We start from the raw sequence: 20,101 nt of genomic DNA, 5'->3' as shown, positions 1-20,101 counted from the left end.
TTCACGAAGAAGGTAGGGGATAAGTATGGATCTTCATTCCAACATATATGTAGCAGGGCATAACGGACTGGTGGGTTCCGCTATTGTCCGAGCGCTTCAGGATGCGGGTTACCGTCATATTATTACTCGCACAAGCCGTGAGCTGGATCTACGCAATAAAGAGGCAGTAGATCATTTTTTTGAAACAGAGCCTGTGGATTATGTATTTCTGGCAGCGGCCAAGGTTGGTGGGATTTTGGCGAATAACGAATATCCGGCTGATTTTATCCGTGACAATCTGCTTATACAAACGAATGTGATTGATGCGGCATACCGGGCGAATGTAGGCAAGCTGTTATTCCTCGGCTCTACTTGTATCTATCCTAAATTTGCTCCGCAGCCGTTGCGGGAAGAATATCTGCTTACAGGTGAACTGGAGCCTACTAATGAGGCCTATGCAATTGCTAAAATTGCCGGGATTAAAATGTGTCAGTCTTACAACCGTCAGTATGGAACCCGGTTTATTTCTGTGATGCCGACGAATTTATACGGTCCGGGCGACAACTTTGATCTCCAGACCTCTCATGTGCTGCCTGCGCTCATCCGCAAGTTTCATGAAGCCAAGCTGAATCAATCTCCGACTGTCGAAGTATGGGGCTCAGGTACGCCGCGGCGAGAATTTCTTCATTCTGATGATTTGGCTGAAGCCTGTCTGTTCCTGATGAACAATTATGAGGGAAATGAAATTGTAAATATCGGCGTAGGTGAGGATATCTCTATTCGTGAGCTGGCTGAACGAGTGAAGAATGTAGTCGACTATGAGGGAGAAATTACCTTTAACACCTCCGCTCCTGATGGAACGCCGCGTAAGTTGGTAGATGTATCCCGAATTTCCGAGCTGGGTTGGTCGGCGCGTATTTCACTAGAAGAGGGATTAAAGTCTGTGTATCAGGCATTTCAAGGTCTGGATCTGGTTGAACAATAAAAAAACGGTGGGGGAATGGGAATGAAAAAAGCGCTGATCACAGGGATTACCGGACAAGACGGGTCCTATCTGGCTGAGTTGCTGCTGTCCAAGGATTATGAGGTGTACGGGGTGCGCAGACGAACCAGCACACCGAACTTTGAAAATGTAGCGCATATCCAGAATGACATCCACTGGCTTTCCGGTGATATGACCGATCTGGCTTCATTGATCGAAGCCGTCCGTCAGTCCGACCCGGATGAGGTCTACAACTTGGCTGCTCAATCCTTCGTAGCGGCCTCATGGCCGCAGCCGTTGGCTACAGGTCAGATTACAGCGCTGTCTGTCACCAATATGCTGGAGGCGGTTCGAATTGCCAAACCGGAAGCGCGCTTTTATCAGGCGTCAAGCAGCGAGATGTTCGGTAAGGTGCTGGAGACACCGCAGACAGAAACGACTCCGTTTTACCCACGTAGTCCCTACGGTGTCGCCAAAGTATACGGCCATTGGATTACAGTGAACTATCGCGAAAGCTTTAATATGTTTGCTTGCTCTGGCATTTTGTTCAATCACGAATCCCCACGCCGAGGACTGGAATTTGTAACGCGTAAGGTGTCGGATGCGGTAGCTCGTATCAAGCTGGGGTTGCAGCAGGAGCTGCGCATGGGAAATTTGGATTCACTGCGAGACTGGGGTTTTGCAGGGGATTATGTAAAGGCGATGTGGCTGATGCTTCAGCAGGATCAACCGGATGATTACGTCATTTCCACGGGAGAAATGCATTCTGTGCGTGAACTGCTGCAAATTGCCTTTTCCCATGTAGGCCTAAATTATGAGGATTACGTCGTGATCGATCCTCAATTTGTCCGTCCGGCAGAGGTAGATCTATTGCTCGGCGATTGTGCCAAGGCGAAAGAAAAGCTGGGCTGGCGATTGGAAGTAGGCTTCGAGCAGCTCATTCATATGATGGTGGATACAGACTTGGAGCGGGTAAAAAGGCAGGCTGCAGTTGAAGCTTCTGTCGTCGTGTAAGAGATGGAGAGGCCATCCGCCTGGGCGGGGGTCTCTTCGCTGTACGCAAGGTCATTTTTCAAGATGGAGTAAAACCTATGACATTAGTCGAAAAACGCGCCAAACCGCGCAGAAGTTTGCTGGTGAATACATCATGGCTGTTCGGTGACAAAATGATTCGCATGGTGTTCGGCCTGGCAGTCAGCATCATCATGGCGAGAGTGTTGGGACCAGAGGAACTGGGAAAGTGGAATTATGCGGAATCCTTTTTCGGGATGTTTCTGATTTTCACGACCCTTGGCTTTGATTCTATATTAGTACGCGATCTTGTCAAAGACCCCAAGGATGAGCATGAGCTATTGGGTACGGCGGTTCTGCTGAAATTGGTAGGTACTTTGATGGCCATTGTACTGTCCTATTCCTTCATTTCACTGCTCAGACCGGAAGACAGTTCGGTGCGGTTGATCAATCTGATCCTGGCTACGGCCTCGGTATTTCAATTGTTTGATATCATCGACTACTGGTTTCGTGCGCAGATGCTGTCCAAATACACGGTCGTTGCCAAGAATACCGCCTTTGTTCTCGGCTCCACCATCAAAATCATTCTGTTGTTGTCCGGTGTTCCGATATGGGTGGTGGCGTTGTGTGCTCATGGAGAGTTTCTATTGGGGAGCCTGCTGCTGCTGTATTTCTTCCGTAAGGAAGGACGACGTGTGAACCGATGGACGTTCCGCTTAGCCACAGCTCGGCGAATCATGAATCACAGCTGGCCGCTTATACTGTCATCTTCCGCTGTATATGTACAGGCACGGATCGATCAAGTCATTATCGGTGAACTGCTGGGGAACGCTGCGGTTGGGCAATACTCCGTTGCACTCCGACTCATCGAAGTGCTGGGCTTCATTCCGGTTGTTCTGACAACGGCCTATGCTCCAGTAGTAACCCGCTCCAAGCAGAAAGGAAGCGACGAATACAGACAGACATTGTCTACGGTGTATCGCCTGATGTTTATATGCTTTCTTGTGACCTCGGTACCTTTATTTTTTCTATCCCAATGGGTAGTGGTTGTGCTGTATGGGAAAGAATTTACCGAAGCAGGTTCGCTGTTGTCTCTGTTTGCGATTCGTCTGTTTTTCACTAACTTCAGTGTTGCTAAAAGCTTGTTTATTACCAATGAAAATTTGTTCAGATACACGCTGCTGACCTCGGTGGTGGGTGCGGTTACGAATATCGCTTTCAATTACGCGCTAATCCCGTTGCTTGGTGTCCGAGGGTCGTTAGTGGCGACGATCTTGTCCTTTACGATATCTGTATTTCTATTAGATTTGCTATTTAAGGAAGTTAAATCTAATTTGGGTTGGATGATGAAGTCCATCCTGACCTTCTGGCGTGTTCATATTACAGTACCGAAAGTTGGAGAGAACAATCATGATACCCATTAAACCGTTTGTTCGGCATGAGGAACAGTGCCCGCATTGTGGAAGTAAGGTACGTGGTGGAGAGGTGCTGTGGCAGGGAATCCATGTATGTGTCAGCACTGCGTGTGAGGGGTGCGGACGCGAATATCTCGAGGACATGAGGGTCGGTCATGCCACGTATTCACCTTATCGTGTAGAAATGCCTGACTATATTCTGACAGGTGATGCGAAGTCGAGAAAATGGCTCGGAGAGCCTTTACGGCAATCGTTGATGAATCCTTCCTATGACTTAGCAGTCGGCATGACTGTGCATAAAATGAAAGCTTCTACACGTGTAATCATCGTCAACACTATGGATTATTTGTATGGTCATGCGTTGCTCAAGCTGCTCAATGTGCAACGCGAATACGAGCAATCCCCGGACCTGGGAATTATCGTCATTGTGCAAAAGTCGCTGGAGTGGATGGTGCCAGCATATGTGTCTGAAATTTGGACGGTTGATGTGCCATTCAGCAGGGCACGTAACTTTTATCCTGTACTACATCATCGGATGATTGAGGAACTGATGCGTTTTGATGAGGTGTATGTCAGCCCGGCATATTCACATCCCAATCAGTTTGATATTGAGCAGTTTACAGGTGTCTCCCGCTATGACGAGGGGCGTGAGTCGGAGCCGCGCATTACCTTCGTATGGAGGGAAGATCGCTTGTGGAGCGGCAGCCATCATATCGCAAGAGCGGTACAGAAATTTCCGCAGCTCAAACGTGGGCTAAAACCGCTAATTTATCATCAGCGCAGTAAAATCATACGGCTGTTCCGCAGGCTAAAAGAAAGCTTCCCAGATCATCGTTTTACAGTCGCTGGACTTGGGCGTACCGGGAGCTTCCCGGCATGGATTTCTGATGAGCGTGTCACACGCTTCGACCGAGAAAGTGAGCTGCGGGTCTGCGAGGTATACGCAGCCAGCCAATTAGTAATCGGTATCCACGGCTCTAATATGCTGCTGCCGTCTGCGCATGCCAGCATGACCATTGATTTGATGCCCAAGGACCGATGGGGGAATTACGCTCAGGATATTTTATTTCACGAAACGGATCATCGGCTTACAGCCTACAAATACCGCTTTGTGCCGATGGAATCGAGTGTGACTCTAGTGGCAGATATGGCAGCTGCCCAGCTCAAAGGGGCAGACCATTTTAATATGCAGATGATGGAGGAAAGGCAGCGTGAACATTCAAGTTGGAGGGGAAAGGCCGCTTCGGGGCGGGTTTGATCCTGGAGCAACTATTGTGGATGGAAGGCCGCTTCGGGACGGGTTTGATCTTCCGATCGCTGTTGACGAGAGATTCCCTGGATTGAATAGGCACTGTAAGAGGTCGGAATCCCTCGTCAAAGGCGAACGCTACGCTTCTCCAGATTCAAATCCTTACCCTCGGCTACCCACCGCCGCCAAAAAGAATTTCCCCCAGCCCATAAGGTGGGGGAGGTAAGAACTGCCTGGCGATAGCTTCGCCCTATCGCCTCGAACATCACGCCGGGCATGCATGCCGGCGTAGGGCACACTCAGCACGGTTCTCTGTCAGGGTGACAGTGTTTGGTGGATAACACTCACGGCAAGCAACAATCAAGCCTAGCTAAGGTCTCGTGGTCAGCCCTGCGGTAGTAGCTCTATGCTGTTCAATCGTTTATCGCTATGTGACCGGTATACAAGTTAGCGTAGTCAACGGCTGCATGCATTCGCTCGCGTATATCTGCGCAGCGGGGGCACTTCATGCCAGCATTCCCTTTTTTTAAAATGGGGTGACTTTATGGACCCGGCGGTCAGTAGCGGAGCGGTCCATTTGAATCTGAAGAAGCGCTAGCGTTCGCCTTTGCAGTGGGATTCTTACCTCGGAGTGTTTTATATATCCAGGAATCCCACTGCAACAGCGATCGGAAGATCAAATGGAGTGCGCAGCGGTCTCTAAACCCCGCCGCCATAACTCACCCAATATGAAATGGCAGGAGCCCTGATGATGATTCAAAAAATATTGTATCTCCGCAATTTTGCTAGCAAGGTGAACGGGGACTCATACAATTTACAGGAAGTCGGTTTGGGCAAAGCACTCGTTCGAAAAGGCTATGATTGCGATATTGTTTACTACAACGATCGTAAAGAAACCCATCTGGAACAGGTCTACCGTCACGAAGGATGCACCTTGCGTATTATCTGGCTCCATGGGTTTAAGTTCTTAAGCAACAGCATCTACAGAGATGTTCTCAAAGATTCTTTTCTGGATGCTTATGGTCTGGTCATTACTACAGAATACAACCAGATCATGACCTATCTGCTTTCTCGCAAATGTCCTGATAAGCTGGCATTGTATCACGGCCCATACCGGGATAACACGCACGCGCTGATCCGCAAACTGTACGATATTATGCTGCTGCCGAAGGTAGCAAAATCTCTAAGCCGTACCTATGTCAAATCCGATCTCGCCAAGCGCTATCTGGAGAATAAAGGTTTTGACAACGTGGTTACGATTGGAGTCGGACTGGATCGCAGTAAAGTAGAGAGAGCATTCGACAGTGACACCAGTAACAACAGTGAAGACATAAGCGGAGAACGTGAGGAAAACCGTGAGGTCGCGAATGAGCTGCGTCGAATCGGAGATCGTCCGGTGCTACTGTATGTTGGTGTACTGGAGGAACGGAGAAATATACGTTTTATGCTGAGTACGTTCAAAAGGGTACTCCAAAAGCATCCTAGCTGCCTTTTGTTAATGGTCGGGAATGGACGGAAGACGGACACAGACCGCTATTGGACATATGCTCATGAACTGGGAATAACGGACAGTATTATACATTTTTCAAGAGTGGAGCAACGTCATCTGTGGCAGGTTTATGGAGCGGCGGATGTGATGCTGTTTCCAACCCAATACGATATTTTTGGTATGGTGCTGCTGGAAAGCATGCTGTTTCGCGTTCCGATTATCTCTTCGGTAAACGGGGGCTCGGTTACCTTGATTGAGGACGGAGTGAGCGGAGTCATGCTGAGAAGCTTTTCAGAAGAGGAATGGTCTGGTCGAATAGGCGCTTTGCTGGATAATGCTGAGCTGAGACGAAGTATGGCGGAGAAGGCCTTCCTTACGGTCGAGCGTATGTCGTGGGATCGCATCGCAGATGAAATAGTAAGCCATCAAGGGATCAAGCCCGGGAATTCTAACCACGTTATGCAATCAACGCAGGAAAGAGGGGCAGCCACGTGAGCCAACAGGTCAGCAGACAGATGAACCCTCCTGTAAGCAAGGTGCTGATCATCCATAACTTTTATCAGCAAAGCGGGGGAGAAGACAAGGTTGTCGAGCAAGAATCGGCTATGCTGCGTTCCAGAGGAATAGAGACAGAGCATTACTATGTGCACAACGACAGTATTCAAAGCAGAGGGCTAGCGAACATGGCAAAGCTGGCAGTAGAGGCGGCATGGTCCCTGCCGGAATTCAAAAGAATTAAGAAGCTGCTTTTACAGGTGAAGCCGGATGTGGTGCATGTGCATAATTTTTTCCCAGTTATATCTCCTTCGGTCTATCATGCTTGTGAACGGCTGGGGATTCCGGTTGTCCAGACACTGCATAATTACAGGCTGATTTGTCCGGCGGCAACCTTTATGCGAGGGAATAAGGTTTGTGAAAAATGCCTGCACGGCACGCTACTGCACTCCATCCGTCATGGATGCTATCGAGGTTCACAGCTTCAGACGATTCCGGTGGCGGCGATGATTAAGTTCAACGATCTGATCGGCACATGGCAGCACAAGGTAAGTCGCTATATTGCGCTGACAGAATTTGCACGGGACAAATTTGCCGAAAGCGGTATTCCGCTGGATCGTATCGCGGTAAAGCCGAATTTTATCCATCATAAAAAAGTGAAAACCCAGTATGACCCGAATGATCGTTATTTGTTGTTCGTGGGGCGGATTTCTGCTGAAAAAGGGGTTCGCAATCTGCTGCAAGCCTGGTCGCAGTTGGAAGATCGGGGGGGATTTAGACTGGTCATCATTGGGGATGGTCCGGAAAAGGCTGAATTGGCCGCTGCTTATCCGCAGGAAGATGTTCGGTTTCTCGGTAAGCAGGATGGAGACACGGTACTGGATTGCATGAGCCGGGCCATGTATGTCATGGTACCTTCCATTTGGTATGAAGGATTTCCCATGACCATTGTAGAGTCTTTTTCTGTTGGAACCCCGGTATTATGCAGCCGGCTCGGCGCACTGGAGGAAGTCGTGGAGGACGGGGTGACGGGTTTCCATTTTCAACATGATGATTTGGAAAATATAAAGACTGTGATTCGCTGTGCAGTAGCCTATGAAAACTATGCAGCTATGAGACAGAAGGTGTCGGAAAATTATGCTGCACGCTATACGGAAGAAGTGAATGTAAAGCAGCTGATGGCGATATATAGCGAGGCGATGGAGGAGCGTGATTATGAAACAGCTGCCCCAATATAGAGTCGGAAGGATTGCGGATGCAGATATTGCAGCACTTACGTTTCAGGAGACGGTACACATGCTGGAACAATGGGCAGTCGAACGAAAGGACGGCTATGTATGTATTTGCAACACGCATTCCATTGTCACAGCCGGGAATCATTCCGAGTTCCACAAAGCGCTCACTCAAGCCGATTTGTGTACTCCGGACGGTATGCCGTTGGTATGGGCGCTTAAGCTGTACGGATTTGAGCGTCAGGATCGGGTAGATGGTCCCAGCCTGATGCTCAAGTTGTGCGAACGTGCGCCACAGACGAAGGTAAGTATATATTTTTACGGCAGTACGCCAGATACGCTGGATAGCTTAAAAGAAAGAGTAGGACAGGATTACCCCGGAATCCGCATCGCGGGCAGCTTTTCACCACCATTTCGTGAGCTTCACCCAGATGAGGAGGAGCGGATCATTGATGAAATCAATGCGTCCGGCGCGCATATCATATTTGTCAGCTTAGGCTGCCCGAAGCAGGAAATATGGATGTATCGAAACAAAGACCGCATCCGTGGCGTGATGATTGGAGTAGGGGCGGCCTTTGACTATATCACTGGAAAGGTTCGTAGACCGCCACTAGCGATACAAAAGCTGGGGCTGGAGTGGCTGTACCGTCTGATCTGTGAACCGAAGCGATTATGGAAGAGGTATGCCTATAACAATCCGACGTATGTATACCGTTTTCTAAAGTCTTATCGGCAAAACAAACGGCTTACGCTTTATCATAATCGGCTTGCAGGAAGAGATATAGAGAAGTGAAGTCGGTAAAAGCAGGATGCAATGAGACAGATGTAAAAGGGGGAGTTGCTTTGAAGTTATGTGTAATTGGTGCAGGGTATGTCGGGCTGGTGTCGGGGGTCTGTTTTGCCGCACTCGGGAATACCGTCGTCTGTGTAGATCAGAATGAGGACAAAATTCATCAGCTGCGTGCAGGTGGGGTGCCGATTTATGAACCGGGATTAAAGGCTCTAATTAAAGATAATGTAGAACAAGGCCGACTAAGCTTTACAACAGATACGGCTGCTTCGGTGGAGGCAGCCGAAATTGTTATTTTGGCGGTCGGTACGCCTTCGCTGCCAGGCGGAGAAGCGAACCTGTCCTATATTGAAGAAGCCGCCTGCGAGGTGGCAGACGCCATGAATGGCTACAAAATAATTGTCACCAAAAGCACGGTGCCTGTCGGAACGAACGAACGTATTCAAAATTGGATTGCGAGCCGCACAAATTATCCGTTTGGTGTGGCTTCGGTTCCCGAATTTTTACGTGAAGGTTCAGCAGTCATAGACACCCTACAGCCAGATCGAATCATCATCGGAGCTTCCGATCCGCATGTGTCCACTGTGCTGACTACACTGCACGAACCGTTGACGACAAATATCGTAACCACGGATATCCGTTCGGCGGAGATGATCAAGTACGCGTCGAATGCTTTTTTGGCGACCAAAATTTCGTTTATTAATGAGATTGCAAATATTTGTGAAAAGGTGGGCGCAGACGTTACACGCGTGGCACACGGTATGGGGCTGGATCAGCGGATCGGTTCCTCCTTTTTGTCTGCTGGTATCGGCTATGGGGGTTCCTGTTTTCCCAAGGATACACAAGCTCTGATCCAAATTGCTGGTAACGTGGACTATGAATTCAAGCTGCTGAAATCTGTGGTGGAAGTGAATCAGGGGCAACGTTTTAACGTGATTCGTAAGCTAAAAGAGGCGCTGGGTGATCTGGAAGGATCCACGATTGGCATATGGGGGCTGGCCTTTAAACCGAATACAGATGATGTAAGAGATGCCCCGGCGCTGGATATTATGCAGTCGCTGCTGGAGGCAGGGGCGCAAATTCGTGCATATGACCCGATCGCTACCGCTAACTTCCGCCGACTGCTGGACAGCTCGGAAGTAACGTGGGCAGATAGCGCACGAGAAGCGGCAGAGGGATGTGACGCACTGTGTCTATTGACGGAATGGGAAGAGTTTGGTGATATCGGGTTGGGTGAGCTGAATGAGCTTATGAAATATCCTATTATGATCGACGGACGCAATGTGTACAGCGAGGAGCAAATCAGACAATCCCCCTTTGCATACTATTCTGTCGGTAGGCCACAGATGAACAATCTGGATGTAGATCGTTATCAGTCTGTAGTAAATCCGTAAAGGGGAGGCTGCATATGAAACGATGGCTGAAGATGACATTGGGGGCTGCGGCGTTATTGGTCGTAGGGGCTACTGCCTACACCGCTTATGTGTATCATTCCTTTAAAACAGCGGCGAATGCGATGTATCATCCGCGCAGCATCGTGCAGCCTGGGGCGGTTTCTACCCTTGCAACGGGCGGAGCAGGGCGATCCGTAGATACAGACTCTGGATCAAGTACACCCAATCCGGCAGCCATCTCCCAGTTCAAGCCGTTCACCGTGCTGGTACTGGGCGTAGATCGGCGGCCTCACGATCCAGGACGATCGGATACGATGATCGTCTTGTCTGTTAACCCTGCCGAAGGCTCTATGTTGATGTTCAACATCCCACGTGATACGCGAACAGAGTTGATCGGCAGGGGGCGTGAGGACAAAATCAATCACGCTTTTGCTTTTGGGGGCGTGGATATGTCGATCCGTACGGTAGAGCATTTTTTGAACCATCCGATAGATTACTATGTACAGATGAACATGGAAGGGTTTGCGAAAATGGTGGACCTTGTGGGGGGAGTCGAGGTTCATAACCCACTTGATTTTCAATATGAGGGCCATCATTTTGCGCAGGGTAATTTGAACTTGAACGGGGCTGAGGCGTTGGCCTACGCCCGTATGCGTTTTGATGATCCACGTGGGGATCTCGGAAGAAATGCTCGCCAGCGGGAGCTACTCAAGCAAATTCTTGCCCAGTCCATCAGCAAGGAAGGGCTGTTGAGGGTAAAACCGATACTGGAGGCAGCGGGGGAGCAGATTCGCACAGACATTACCTTTGACGATATGACCACCTTCCTGACCCGGATCGGTCCGTCCCTCAAGCAGACGGATACCGTTGAGCTGAAGGGACATGGGCGTAAAATCAACGGTGTGTATTATTACATTGTGGATGAGCAGGAACGCCAGCGTATCCATGGAGTGCTGGAGAAGCACATGCTTACCGAGGCCATATCGCCTTAGGTAAGCCTTATGTAGACGGGTGCCCTATTGGGAGGTCACCCGTTATTTTCTTATAAAGTCTTCTAAAAAAGGCTTGTCCCACATACATCTGTAGAGAATTCGGTATAGTCCAACAGAGGGAGGGGCAATGTGTGCTGTTTAGAAGGAGAGCGGCTTCGGCGTTCGTCCGTAAGCTATTATATTTTGCAATCATATGTGGATTGTTATGGTTGCTGTGGCTGGGTCTGCATGGGGTGATGTCTACAGGCGAGGGCGATCAAGCGGTAGAAGCACTGAACGAGTTCTACACTATGGAGCAATCGGGAAATTTCGGAGGCTCATGGGAGCTTTTTCATTCGCAAATGAAAAAGAAATTCGAGAAGTCCACGTATGTACAGCAGCGTGCGCACGTTTTTATGCAGGATATGGGGACGGATACGTTCACGTTTGAACTGGGGGAGCCGCAGGCTGAATATGACATTCGTACCGATCAGAATGGAGAAGAGTTAGGGAAAGTTTACCGTATTACAGTCACTCAGCATTACAAGACCCGATTCGGTAATTTTGATATCGTACAGCCTTGTTATGTGACGCAGGAAGATGAGAAGTGGCGGGTGCTTTGGATATACAAGGACAAGGAATAGAGGTTGCGTGGTGTTTCTAAAAGGTTAAATATGGTACAATACTTCCAAAACCGGAAATGTACAGTAAAATGGATCACAGCTTCACTCCGGATGGAAGGAGTTTCAAAGCATGCAGCAAGCGACAGGACAGGTTCCCGTCATACGTATGGAGGGTGTGAGTAAAATCATTTCCTCAAAAGCGATCGTGGATGATCTGACGCTGGAGGTTCCGGCGGGGCAGGTATTTGGTTTCCTTGGACCCAATGGTGCGGGAAAAACGACCACCATCCGTATGATGGTTGGCCTGATTTCGATCAGCAAGGGCGATATTCATATTTGTGGAGACAGCATTAATACCGATTTTGAAAAGGCCGTTGCCCATGTCGGCGCGATTGTTGAGAACCCGGAGATGTACAAGTTTTTGACAGGCTATCAAAATTTGCAGCATTTTGCGCGAATGTCTCCTGGGGTGACCCAAGAGCGCGTGGAAGAAGCGATTCGTCTGGTGGGACTCGGAAATCGGATTCACGATAAAGTAAAAACCTACTCGCTCGGGATGCGGCAGCGACTTGGGGTAGCTCAGGCGATTTTGCATCGACCGAAGCTGCTTGTGCTGGACGAGCCGACCAATGGCTTGGACCCGCAGGGTATTCGTGAACTGCGGGATTATTTGCGTCAATTGACCCGTACGGAAGGAATTACTGTATTCGTATCAAGCCATTTGTTGTCCGAGATGGAGCTGATGTGCGACCGTGTAGCTATTATTCAGAGCGGACGGCTGGTTGATATCAAGCAACTGAAGAATACAGGGGAGGAAGTGCAGAAGGCGGAAATTGCTTTTGAGGTAAATGATGCCGAACAAGCTTATGCGCTTGCTGGAGCAGGGCGCGTCGAAGGTAATCAACTGCTGCTTCACCTGGAGCGGGAACAGATTGCAGAGATGAACAGCCTGCTGGCTGCAAATGGCATTAAAGTATATGCGATTCGCCCGGTTGCCCGTACGCTGGAAGATCAATTTTTGGAAGTGACGGGAGGCGGGGTCATTGGGTGATTTCTTCAAGCTGGTACATAACGAAAATCTGAAAATTTACCTGCGTGTGCGCACATGGATTATGCTGGGATTGCTGGCGGTCATCACTGCTGTGATTCCGATGCTGATTTCCCTGGTTTCCGATCAGGTCAGTGTGTGGGATGGGATTGCGTTGACGACGTTGTTTACATTTTTCCTCAATACGACGTTTACGGTCATTGTAGCCGCTGATTCGGTGGCTGGTGAATTTACTTGGGGAACGATTAAGCTGCTGCTCATCCGACCTTGGACTCGCAGCAAAATATTGTTGTCCAAGTATTTATCCGTGATTTTGTTCAGTTTGCTCGGAACGATCATTTTGATCTTGATGGTTACGCTGTCCTCATGGCTGATGTTGTCCAAGGATGCACCAGCGGGTTCTGTTCCACTGTTCAGTGATCCGATATCTTATGTAACGCTGAACTTTTTGTATAGCTATATCGCCTTATTCGTGACGATGGCCTTTGCTTTTATGCTGTCCGCTGTTTTCCGTTCCAGTGCCTTGGCGATTGGGCTGTCACTGTTCATGATGTTCACCAAAACAGTTTATAACACGATTGGTTTGTTCAGCACAGATCGTTTTGAATGGACCAAATACGTTCTATTTACGCATATGGATCTGAAAAAATATTTAGATATGCCGCCGGGTACGGTAAGTTCCAGTCTAACCTTTTCGCTCACCGTGCTGGCCGCTTATTATGTGATTTTTATCGCCATTGCCTGGGTGGTTTTCGTAAAACGGGATGTTTCGACCTAAATCGAAGTGCCATAGAGTAACACAAAGGACGTTCAAATGCCTAGCATTTGGACGTCCTTTTGTTATTTCAGGAATTTGCAAAATCCTCATTTAAGACTATTTTATCCTGTATCTATGTCATTTTTACTACACATTCTGCGTGCAGGGGTATATTGTAATCTATTTTCAGCAAGAATCAATCAATAGGGTCATTTTGCGTTTAAAGAGGTAGAGAGAAACAGAATAGAGGGGGGCCGCATGATATGCTGCAAAATAATCGTTTTTTTCGTCTGACTACGGGTATTGTCATGCTATTACTCATCATTTACTTGGGCACCAAAGTAAGCTTTATATTCAGTCCTCTCGTATCTTTGGTCAGCTTGCTGGTTGTACCGTTGATGCTATCTTTTTTCCTCTATTATTTATTGAGGCCGATTGTAGATGTAATGGAACGGAGAAAAATCAAACGATCTATCTCCATCTTGCTGATTTATTTGGTCATTGGAGTGTTATTGTTTGTTTTCTCATGGGGTGTGTGGCCTACGCTGCGTGATCAAGTTACCAATTTATTTGAAAATGCGCCGAAGCTCATTAAAAGTCTGGTTGATCAATTGAGCCAATGGCGGCATAATCAATCCTTGAGACAAGTGCTGCCTCCGGGTGAAGACCCGCTGTCACAACTGTCAGATACGTTGAACGAAGCTTTTTCGACACTGTCTGATTATTCGGTAAAGCTGGTATCGTTCGTGTCCTACTTTTTTATTGTATTGGCTACCTTTCCAATATTGCTCTATTACATGCTGAAGGAAGGGAGCAAGTTTGGCCCTAAAATGCTAAACTTCTTTCCAAAAAAATATCACAAGGACGCATTGGAGGTTATGGAAGATATCGATAGTGCACTCAGCAGCTTTATCGTGAGTCGGGTGCTGATTAATGTCGCGTTGGGTGTGATGATGTTTCTTGGATTTTTAATTATTGGCTTGCCTTATGCCTTGCTGCTTGCCGTTATTTCGATTTTTCTTAATTTTATTCCCTATGTGGGGGCAGTGGCTGCTTCTATACCTGTGGTTATTATTGGATTACTCGAATCACCTTCGATGGCACTCTGGTCCCTGGTCGTGGTGATCGCTGCACAGCAAATTCAGGATAATTGGCTGTCACCTATAGTTTTTGGCAAGCAGCTGGATATTCATCCGTTGACTGTCGTTATTTTACTGTTAGTTGGTGGCGACCTGCTCGGGATTCTGGGTATCATTTTGGTGATTCCATTGTATATGTGCGGAAAAATCGTCATACGCAAGGTGTACCAATTATTTTTGGAACGCAGAGTGGAGGATATTATGGAATGAATGGAGAATGCACTGGATTTAAAGGAGTATATACTGACTTTATCCTGCTTCGGATTGCAGAGCGGCTTGGCTATCCTCCTTGTTTTTGCTGAAACTAGATTGGGTTTCGTCGTTTGACTCATCCGTAGAAGTTGACAACTCTACATCCTTTGTTCGGTTCATTTGAATTGTGCCGTCCAGTATACCGCCTTCAGAAATGACCAATGCAGTGGTCGCGGTATTTCCGTACAGTTCACCTGTCGGCGTAATGGTCAGTCGTCCTTCTGTAGTAATGCTGCCAAACACCTTACCGGCAAGAATGACGTCTTGTGCGATGATATCCGAACGTACAACAGCAGATTCTCCAATGACGACAGTACGAGTGCTGCGGATATCGCCCTGAAAATGACCGTCAATCCGAATATTGGCCTCTGCCTCAACTGTACCTTCAAAGCTGGTGCCATTAGCGAGCAGTGTATCCATAGCTGGGGCGGAGAGCTTTTTTTTGGATTCCTTGAACATGATGGTTTTCCCCCAATCTTTTATTGTAAATATTTTCAAAAATCCTCATTGTACATACAGTAATGGATCGACAGGTTGGTTATGCTTGACGATCTGAAAATGAAGATGAGGTCCTGTGCTTCTCCCGGTACTTCCCAGCAGACCGATGGTCTGTCCTTTGTGGACACGATCCCCCGGAGCCACCTGCATGCCGCTCAGGTGCATATACCAGCTCTGGAGTCCGTCAGGATGCTGGATGATGATGCACTTGCCGCGGGCTCCGCTAGAAGCAGCCTCCAAGACGGTGCCAGCTCCTGCTGCATAGACAGGATCACCGGTTTGTCCGGCAATGTCCACGCCTGAATGGAAGGCAGATCTGCCTGTAAAAGGGTCGCTGCGATAGCCGAAGCTGGAGGTCATTCGCCGTGAACCTACAGGCCAAACGGAGGGATTCCCTTGCTCGGCAAGAGCAAGTCTACGAGTCTGGAGTAGCTGTGCGGCTTGTTTGCGCTCCAGATTCTGCTGTACGGCATTTGCTTGCTGAATAGAGCGGGGAACCGTACGTTCCACCGTGTCCAACAGAGATTCGATCTCCTGAAAATCATCCATTGCCTGGCGAGTTAGGAGGGCAGTATTTTCATGCACTGCGATCAGCTCGCCCCCGATATGGCCGGAAGCATCCCAGGAGAGCGGAGTCATGGTCTTTTTATGGTTACTTGTGGCAGATGAGTTTCCGTGTTTACGAATGAATTGCTGCATTTGCTGTTCCAGCTCCGTTACACGCTGGAGGCGTTCACGAATATTGGTGGCTTGATTCGTCAGCTCCATGACTTCCTGCCGTAGTCGCCCAATGGCTGCATCCTTGTCCGCTACCGTGACCTCCATCTGCAAACTCTGGACAGCAAGATTCGTTTCCATTTGGGAGATAATATGGGAAGAATGGATTTGCAGCCCGATCACGAGTGTAGAGATAGACGCGATCACAAGAGTTGGGACGAGAATGACAGCGGCTGTAGAGCATTGTAGCTGCTTGGGCGGTTGCTGTGCATCCCGAATAACAAGCAGGGTCATCCGGCGATTTAGGCTTCCTTTTTTCATAATCGCTCCTTTCCGGACATCGCTCCTATAGTGCTTGGTTACTATCTATTCAGCTTAAGAGGCAAACATGTCAAAAAAATTGGAGCTTAGTATAAAACGTAGATGAGGATTTTGCAAAATCCTGAGATATATAAGGAGGCTTAGACATGCTGTGGTTGCTGTTGGTTTTAATTGTTTTTATTTTTCAGACCGGGACGATCCTGCTCTTTGAATTTCGCAAGCCGTCCAAAGCGGTAGCCTGGCTTTTTATTTTGTTTTGCTTCCCGCTCATTGGCTTTGTCGTGTACTACTTTGTTGCACAGGATTATCAGAAGCGCAAAATGGTTCGAAAAGGGGGATCGCAGCTGTTTCGTGAGTTTCGCGAGCGTCTGTGGGCGCAATCCAAAGTGATTGAACATGTGGAGCAAATGCATAATCCTCATTTCAAGCATCAGGAGCGACTGTTTAACCAGTTAATTCGTATGTCGGAAAACCCGTTGACTGGATGTAATCGCACACGTGTGCTGACGAACGGTGAAGAAACCTTCGAGGCTATGCTGACAGCGATGGAACATGCACAACATCATATCCATGTGGAGTTTTACATATTTCGTGCCGACGAAATCGGAAGAAAGTTTCAAGAGGTCATGATCCGCAAGGCACGTGAGGGAGTAAAGGTACGATTCGTTGTGGACGGTGTAGGAAGCTACCATTTGCCCTATTCCTTTATTCGTACCTGTAGTGAGGCAGGAGTGGAATTTCATTATTTTCTACCTCCGTTTTTCGCCACGTTGGACCGCCGGATTAACTATCGCAATCACAGGAAAATCGTGGTAGTGGACGGCATGATCGGATTTGTGGGGGGGATTAATGTAGGCGACGATTATCTCGGAAAATACCCCAAAGTGGGATTTTGGAGGGATACGCACTTGCAGATTGAAGGAGATAGCGTCTATTTTCTGCAAAATGCATTTCTTAGCGACTGGAAGCTGGCCTCAGGGGAAAGGCTGATGGATGTGAATTTATTTCCTCCACATACCTGCACTGGGGATGAGGAAGTACAGATTTTGAGCAGCGGTCCCGATCAGGTTTGGGATACGATTCAGGAAATGTGTTTTGGAGCGCTCACAGTTGCCAAAAAGCGGATTTGGATTACGACGCCGTATTTTATTCCCGATCTGGGGATTTATGAGGCGCTCAAGCTAGCAGCAGTCAGTGGCGTAGATGTGAAAATTATTATTCCCTACCAATCCGATTCGAAGCTGGTTCATCTGGCGTCTTTATCCTATGTGCAAGAATTGCTGGAGGCAGGGGTGGAGTTCTACCAATATCGAAAAGGATTTATTCACGCCAAAGTGGTGATTGTCGATGATTTACTCGGCTCGGTCGGGACCGCCAATATGGACATGCGCAGCTTTTTCTATAATTTTGAGTTGACCGCTATAGTTTTTGCTAATTCAGCACTGGAACGGCTTTCGGAAGATTTTGTAGAGGACATTTCCAACTCCTCACGCATAGATTTAAACGTGTTCCGCAGACGGCCTCGATCTCAGAAAATAGCTGAAATTCTAACTCGCATGCTCTCTCCACTCCTTTAAAGGCGGTTTTCGCCGTTTTTATCGATATAATCCCGCTTTATTGTGATTTATGTGCTCTTTGCTAACTTTTTTGCGCAAAATCACAGTTTTATGGTATACTATTCATATAACACAAGCGCGGTAAAGGAGAGGGGACTGCGGATAGCAGCCCCTTTTTCGGTCCAATATACCATACTGTAACGGGGGGATTTATATATGAGTGTAGTGAGCAAGGAAGTTCAAAATCTGTCTGAAATCACAGATGTAACCGGAGAGTTGACCAAGATCAGCAAAATTCCAGCTAATCCGAAGAACAAAGCAAAACGCCTGTTTCAGCGTGCGGCCATGATTATTTTTGGTGCGACGCTTATGGCAGTGGGCCTCGAAATATTTCTGGTTCCTAACGGCGTTATCGACGGAGGCGTCACAGGTATTTCCATTATGGCCTCCAAGATTACTGGCTATCCACTCGGTATTTTCCTGACCCTGTTGAACCTTCCATTTTTACTTATCGGATACAAACAAATCGGTAAAACCTTCGCTTTATCCACATTATTCGGCATTATCGTGATGTCCATCGGTACCGCGTTACTTCACAATGTAAGTGCATTGACTCCTGGCGAACCACTATTGGGTGCTATCTTTGGGGGCGTCATTCTCGGCGTTGGGGTGGGTCTTGTGATTCGGTCCGGCGGCTCGCTGGATGGAACAGAGATCGTAGCTATTCTCGTCAGTGAAAAAACTCCTTTTTCGGTCGGTGAGATCGTACTGTTCGTTAATATCTTCATTCTGGGAAGTGCAGGTTTTGTGTTCGGTTGGCCGAATGCCCTGTATTCCATGATTGCTTATTATATCGCCATGAAAATGATTGATATTACAATTGAGGGTCTGGATCAGTCCAAATCGGTCTGGATTATTAGTGAAAAATACCGTGATATTGGGGATGCCCTGACAGACCGTCTTGGACGGGGCGTAACTTATCTGGAAGGTGAAGGCGGCTTTACGGGCGAAAGCAAGAAAGTGATTTTCGTCGTCATTACCCGACTGGAGGAAGCGAAGCTGAAGAGCATCGTTGAAGATTGGGACCCACACGCTTTCGTTGCGATCGGTAACATTCACGATGTGAAGGGCGGACGCTTTAAGAAAAAAGGAATACACTAGCGCAAGGGGACAATTTCTCAGCCTAATGGCTGCGGGGTTCGTCCCCTTTTTTGTTCTTCCAAGCATGGATCAGGTTCGGTGTGCCTTGGTGCGCATATGCTTGAGGACGTCTTCTACGGGCTGGGGAGGAACCTTGTCGATCAAGTCACCTACCTGGTTTAGTCGTTCTTCAATATTCAGCAAATGGTAGTCAAGTGGTGATACATCTTGCCGTACCTCTTCCCATGTTAGCGGAGTGGAGACCGTAGCGCCGGGGCGTGCCCGCGGGGTATAAGGAGCGGCCAGAGTTTTCCCCTGATAATGCTGCAAATAATCAAAATAGATGGCTGTTCCCCGATCCTTCTTTAACCGTTCGAGTGTGAACAGATGCGGGTGCTTTTCTGTCACAAACTGTCCAACTAATAGCCCGATGCTGCGAAGTTCGTCGAAGGTTATGCCTGTACGGATCGGAACGATAATTTGTACACCTGTGGCCCCGGAAGTTTTGGGGACGGAATCCAAACCAAGCGAAGCCAGTACTTCACCGACAATAGAGGCTGCCTCCATAATACGTGGCTCCACCTCTCTGGATGGATCAAGGTCAATCATCCATTCACAGGGCAGCTTGCTTCCCGCTTCATGCAGAGAGGGGTGGAATTCCAACGCAGCTTGATTACCAAGCCAGAGAAGTTGTGGCAATTTGCCGAGCACGATATATTCAATACCATCATGCAGAGCGGTTTCAATATAGTCCGGCCGAGGACGTGGGGCATTTTTCTGATAAAAAAAATCACCGTGAATCCCATGTGGCCAGCGGATGACGGTCAGCAGACGATGATGGCAATATTTGAGCAGGAAGGGAGCCAATACCGCGAGCTTGCGAAGATATAGCGCCTTAGTCACGCCTGCTTCAGGCCACAGTGGTTTATCCGGGTTGGTGATAGGAATTTCCTGACCTTCAATGGTAATAGTACCTTTAACAGCTTGTCCCATAGTGCTATCCTCCTTGGGCTAACATGCAGCAAAATCTTTATTTACAGGCT

18 protein-coding genes are annotated in these 20,101 nt (G+C 48.2%); 15 read left to right on the top strand and 3 right to left on the bottom strand.

The window, feature by feature from the left end; all coding sequences use genetic code 11:
• The first annotated feature begins 25 nt into the window (after positions 1–25).
• From fcl to MHB54_RS06695, 13 genes are all read left to right on the top strand, one after another.
• Positions 26–964, top strand: coding sequence for a GDP-L-fucose synthase (gene fcl / locus MHB54_RS06755; RefSeq protein ID WP_023987435.1), 939 nt, complete (start codon positions 26–28; stop codon positions 962–964).
• A gap of 21 nt (positions 965–985) precedes the next feature.
• A complete protein-coding gene (gmd, locus tag MHB54_RS06750) occupies positions 986–1,975 on the top strand; it encodes a GDP-mannose 4,6-dehydratase (RefSeq protein ID WP_023987436.1) in 990 nt (329 codons plus the stop codon).
• A 77-nt stretch (positions 1,976–2,052) separates the two neighbouring features.
• A complete protein-coding gene (locus MHB54_RS06745) occupies positions 2,053–3,396 on the top strand; it encodes a flippase (protein WP_264454061.1) in 1,344 nt (447 codons plus the stop codon).
• Positions 3,383–4,645, top strand: a complete 1,263-nt coding sequence (locus MHB54_RS06740; RefSeq protein WP_264454060.1) for a hypothetical protein — start codon at positions 3,383–3,385, stop codon at positions 4,643–4,645. The genes MHB54_RS06745 and MHB54_RS06740 overlap by 14 nt, the downstream gene beginning before the upstream one ends.
• 742 nt (positions 4,646–5,387) lie before the next feature.
• A complete protein-coding gene (locus tag MHB54_RS06735; RefSeq protein WP_264454852.1) occupies positions 5,388–6,620 on the top strand; it encodes a glycosyltransferase family 4 protein in 1,233 nt (410 codons plus the stop codon).
• Positions 6,617–7,858 (top strand): glycosyltransferase family 4 protein, encoded by a 1,242-nt coding sequence (locus tag MHB54_RS06730; protein WP_075153891.1) that lies wholly within the window; start codon positions 6,617–6,619, stop codon positions 7,856–7,858. Before MHB54_RS06735 ends, MHB54_RS06730 begins: the two co-directional genes overlap by 4 nt.
• On the top strand, positions 7,836–8,645 hold the full coding sequence (locus tag MHB54_RS06725) for a WecB/TagA/CpsF family glycosyltransferase (RefSeq protein ID WP_264454059.1): 810 nt from the start codon (positions 7,836–7,838) through the stop codon (positions 8,643–8,645). Before MHB54_RS06730 ends, MHB54_RS06725 begins: the two co-directional genes overlap by 23 nt.
• Positions 8,646–8,695: 50 nt before the next feature.
• Positions 8,696–10,036, top strand: coding sequence for a UDP-glucose dehydrogenase family protein (locus MHB54_RS06720; RefSeq protein WP_264454058.1), 1,341 nt, complete (start codon positions 8,696–8,698; stop codon positions 10,034–10,036).
• Positions 10,037–10,050: 14 nt separating this feature from the next.
• Positions 10,051–11,028: an LCP family glycopolymer transferase gene (locus MHB54_RS06715; RefSeq protein WP_023987443.1), complete on the top strand. Its 978-nt coding sequence runs from the start codon at positions 10,051–10,053 to the stop codon at positions 11,026–11,028.
• 131 nt (positions 11,029–11,159) lie between these two features.
• On the top strand, positions 11,160–11,651 hold the full coding sequence (locus MHB54_RS06710) for a hypothetical protein (protein WP_023987444.1): 492 nt from the start codon (positions 11,160–11,162) through the stop codon (positions 11,649–11,651).
• A gap of 109 nt (positions 11,652–11,760) precedes the next feature.
• A complete protein-coding gene (locus tag MHB54_RS06705; protein ID WP_023987445.1) occupies positions 11,761–12,681 on the top strand; it encodes an ABC transporter ATP-binding protein in 921 nt (306 codons plus the stop codon).
• Entirely contained in the window at positions 12,674–13,456 is a 783-nt protein-coding gene (locus MHB54_RS06700; RefSeq protein ID WP_071559036.1) for an ABC transporter permease, read from the top strand. The genes MHB54_RS06705 and MHB54_RS06700 overlap by 8 nt, the downstream gene beginning before the upstream one ends.
• 242 nt (positions 13,457–13,698) lie before the next feature.
• Positions 13,699–14,784, top strand: a complete 1,086-nt coding sequence (locus tag MHB54_RS06695; protein WP_023987447.1) for an AI-2E family transporter — start codon at positions 13,699–13,701, stop codon at positions 14,782–14,784.
• A gap of 39 nt (positions 14,785–14,823) precedes the next feature.
• Here MHB54_RS06695 and MHB54_RS06690 read toward each other — a convergent pair whose 3' ends face one another.
• Both MHB54_RS06690 and MHB54_RS06685 read right to left on the bottom strand, forming a co-directional pair.
• Positions 14,824–15,285 carry a bactofilin family protein gene (locus MHB54_RS06690; protein ID WP_053324862.1) on the bottom strand — a complete coding sequence of 154 codons (462 nt, stop codon included), beginning with the start codon at positions 15,283–15,285 and terminating at the stop codon, positions 14,824–14,826.
• A 45-nt stretch (positions 15,286–15,330) separates the two neighbouring features.
• Positions 15,331–16,362 carry a M23 family metallopeptidase gene (locus MHB54_RS06685; RefSeq protein ID WP_028543094.1) on the bottom strand — a complete coding sequence of 344 codons (1,032 nt, stop codon included), beginning with the start codon at positions 16,360–16,362 and terminating at the stop codon, positions 15,331–15,333.
• A 146-nt stretch (positions 16,363–16,508) separates the two neighbouring features.
• On the opposite strand from MHB54_RS06685, the gene cls reads away from it, so the two are divergent.
• The gene (gene cls, locus MHB54_RS06680; RefSeq protein WP_028543093.1) at positions 16,509–17,939 is read left to right on the top strand and encodes a cardiolipin synthase; all 1,431 of its coding nucleotides are present in this window, start codon (positions 16,509–16,511) and stop codon (positions 17,937–17,939) included.
• A gap of 195 nt (positions 17,940–18,134) precedes the next feature.
• Complete coding sequence (locus MHB54_RS06675) at positions 18,135–19,079, top strand: YitT family protein (protein ID WP_023987451.1); 945 nt, start codon at positions 18,135–18,137, stop codon at positions 19,077–19,079.
• A 69-nt stretch (positions 19,080–19,148) separates the two neighbouring features.
• Here the strand turns inward: MHB54_RS06675 and ligD are convergent, their stop codons facing one another.
• A complete protein-coding gene (gene ligD / locus MHB54_RS06670) occupies positions 19,149–20,051 on the bottom strand; it encodes a non-homologous end-joining DNA ligase (RefSeq protein ID WP_013309189.1) in 903 nt (300 codons plus the stop codon).
• Between the last annotated feature and the right edge of the window lie 50 nt (positions 20,052–20,101).

The sequence above is a fragment of the Paenibacillus sp. FSL M7-0802 genome (genome assembly GCF_038004945.1).
GTDB lineage: Bacteria > Bacillota > Bacilli > Paenibacillales > Paenibacillaceae > Paenibacillus > Paenibacillus polymyxa_B.
This window is presented reverse-complemented; position numbering and strand designations above follow the sequence as displayed.

What these genes read in the sequence shown, in the direction of transcription:
- MHB54_RS06685 (WP_028543094.1), bottom strand. Translation starts at nt 16,362, where the DNA reads ATGAAAAAAGGAAGCCTAAATCGCCGGATGACCCTGCTTGTTATTCGG.
- MHB54_RS06705 (WP_023987445.1), top strand. Translation starts at nt 11,761, where the DNA reads ATGCAGCAAGCGACAGGACAGGTTCCCGTCATACGTATGGAGGGTGTG.
- MHB54_RS06715 (WP_023987443.1), top strand. Translation starts at nt 10,051, where the DNA reads ATGAAACGATGGCTGAAGATGACATTGGGGGCTGCGGCGTTATTGGTC.
- MHB54_RS06735 (WP_264454852.1), top strand. Translation starts at nt 5,388, where the DNA reads ATGATTCAAAAAATATTGTATCTCCGCAATTTTGCTAGCAAGGTGAAC.
- ligD (WP_013309189.1), bottom strand. Translation starts at nt 20,051, where the DNA reads ATGGGACAAGCTGTTAAAGGTACTATTACCATTGAAGGTCAGGAAATT.
- MHB54_RS06695 (WP_023987447.1), top strand. Translation starts at nt 13,699, where the DNA reads ATGCTGCAAAATAATCGTTTTTTTCGTCTGACTACGGGTATTGTCATG.
- MHB54_RS06675 (WP_023987451.1), top strand. Translation starts at nt 18,135, where the DNA reads ATGAGTGTAGTGAGCAAGGAAGTTCAAAATCTGTCTGAAATCACAGAT.
- cls (WP_028543093.1), top strand. Translation starts at nt 16,509, where the DNA reads ATGCTGTGGTTGCTGTTGGTTTTAATTGTTTTTATTTTTCAGACCGGG.
- MHB54_RS06725 (WP_264454059.1), top strand. Translation starts at nt 7,836, where the DNA reads ATGAAACAGCTGCCCCAATATAGAGTCGGAAGGATTGCGGATGCAGAT.
- MHB54_RS06690 (WP_053324862.1), bottom strand. Translation starts at nt 15,285, where the DNA reads ATGTTCAAGGAATCCAAAAAAAAGCTCTCCGCCCCAGCTATGGATACA.
- gmd (WP_023987436.1), top strand. Translation starts at nt 986, where the DNA reads ATGAAAAAAGCGCTGATCACAGGGATTACCGGACAAGACGGGTCCTAT.
- fcl (WP_023987435.1), top strand. Translation starts at nt 26, where the DNA reads ATGGATCTTCATTCCAACATATATGTAGCAGGGCATAACGGACTGGTG.
- MHB54_RS06740 (WP_264454060.1), top strand. Translation starts at nt 3,383, where the DNA reads ATGATACCCATTAAACCGTTTGTTCGGCATGAGGAACAGTGCCCGCAT.
- MHB54_RS06745 (WP_264454061.1), top strand. Translation starts at nt 2,053, where the DNA reads ATGACATTAGTCGAAAAACGCGCCAAACCGCGCAGAAGTTTGCTGGTG.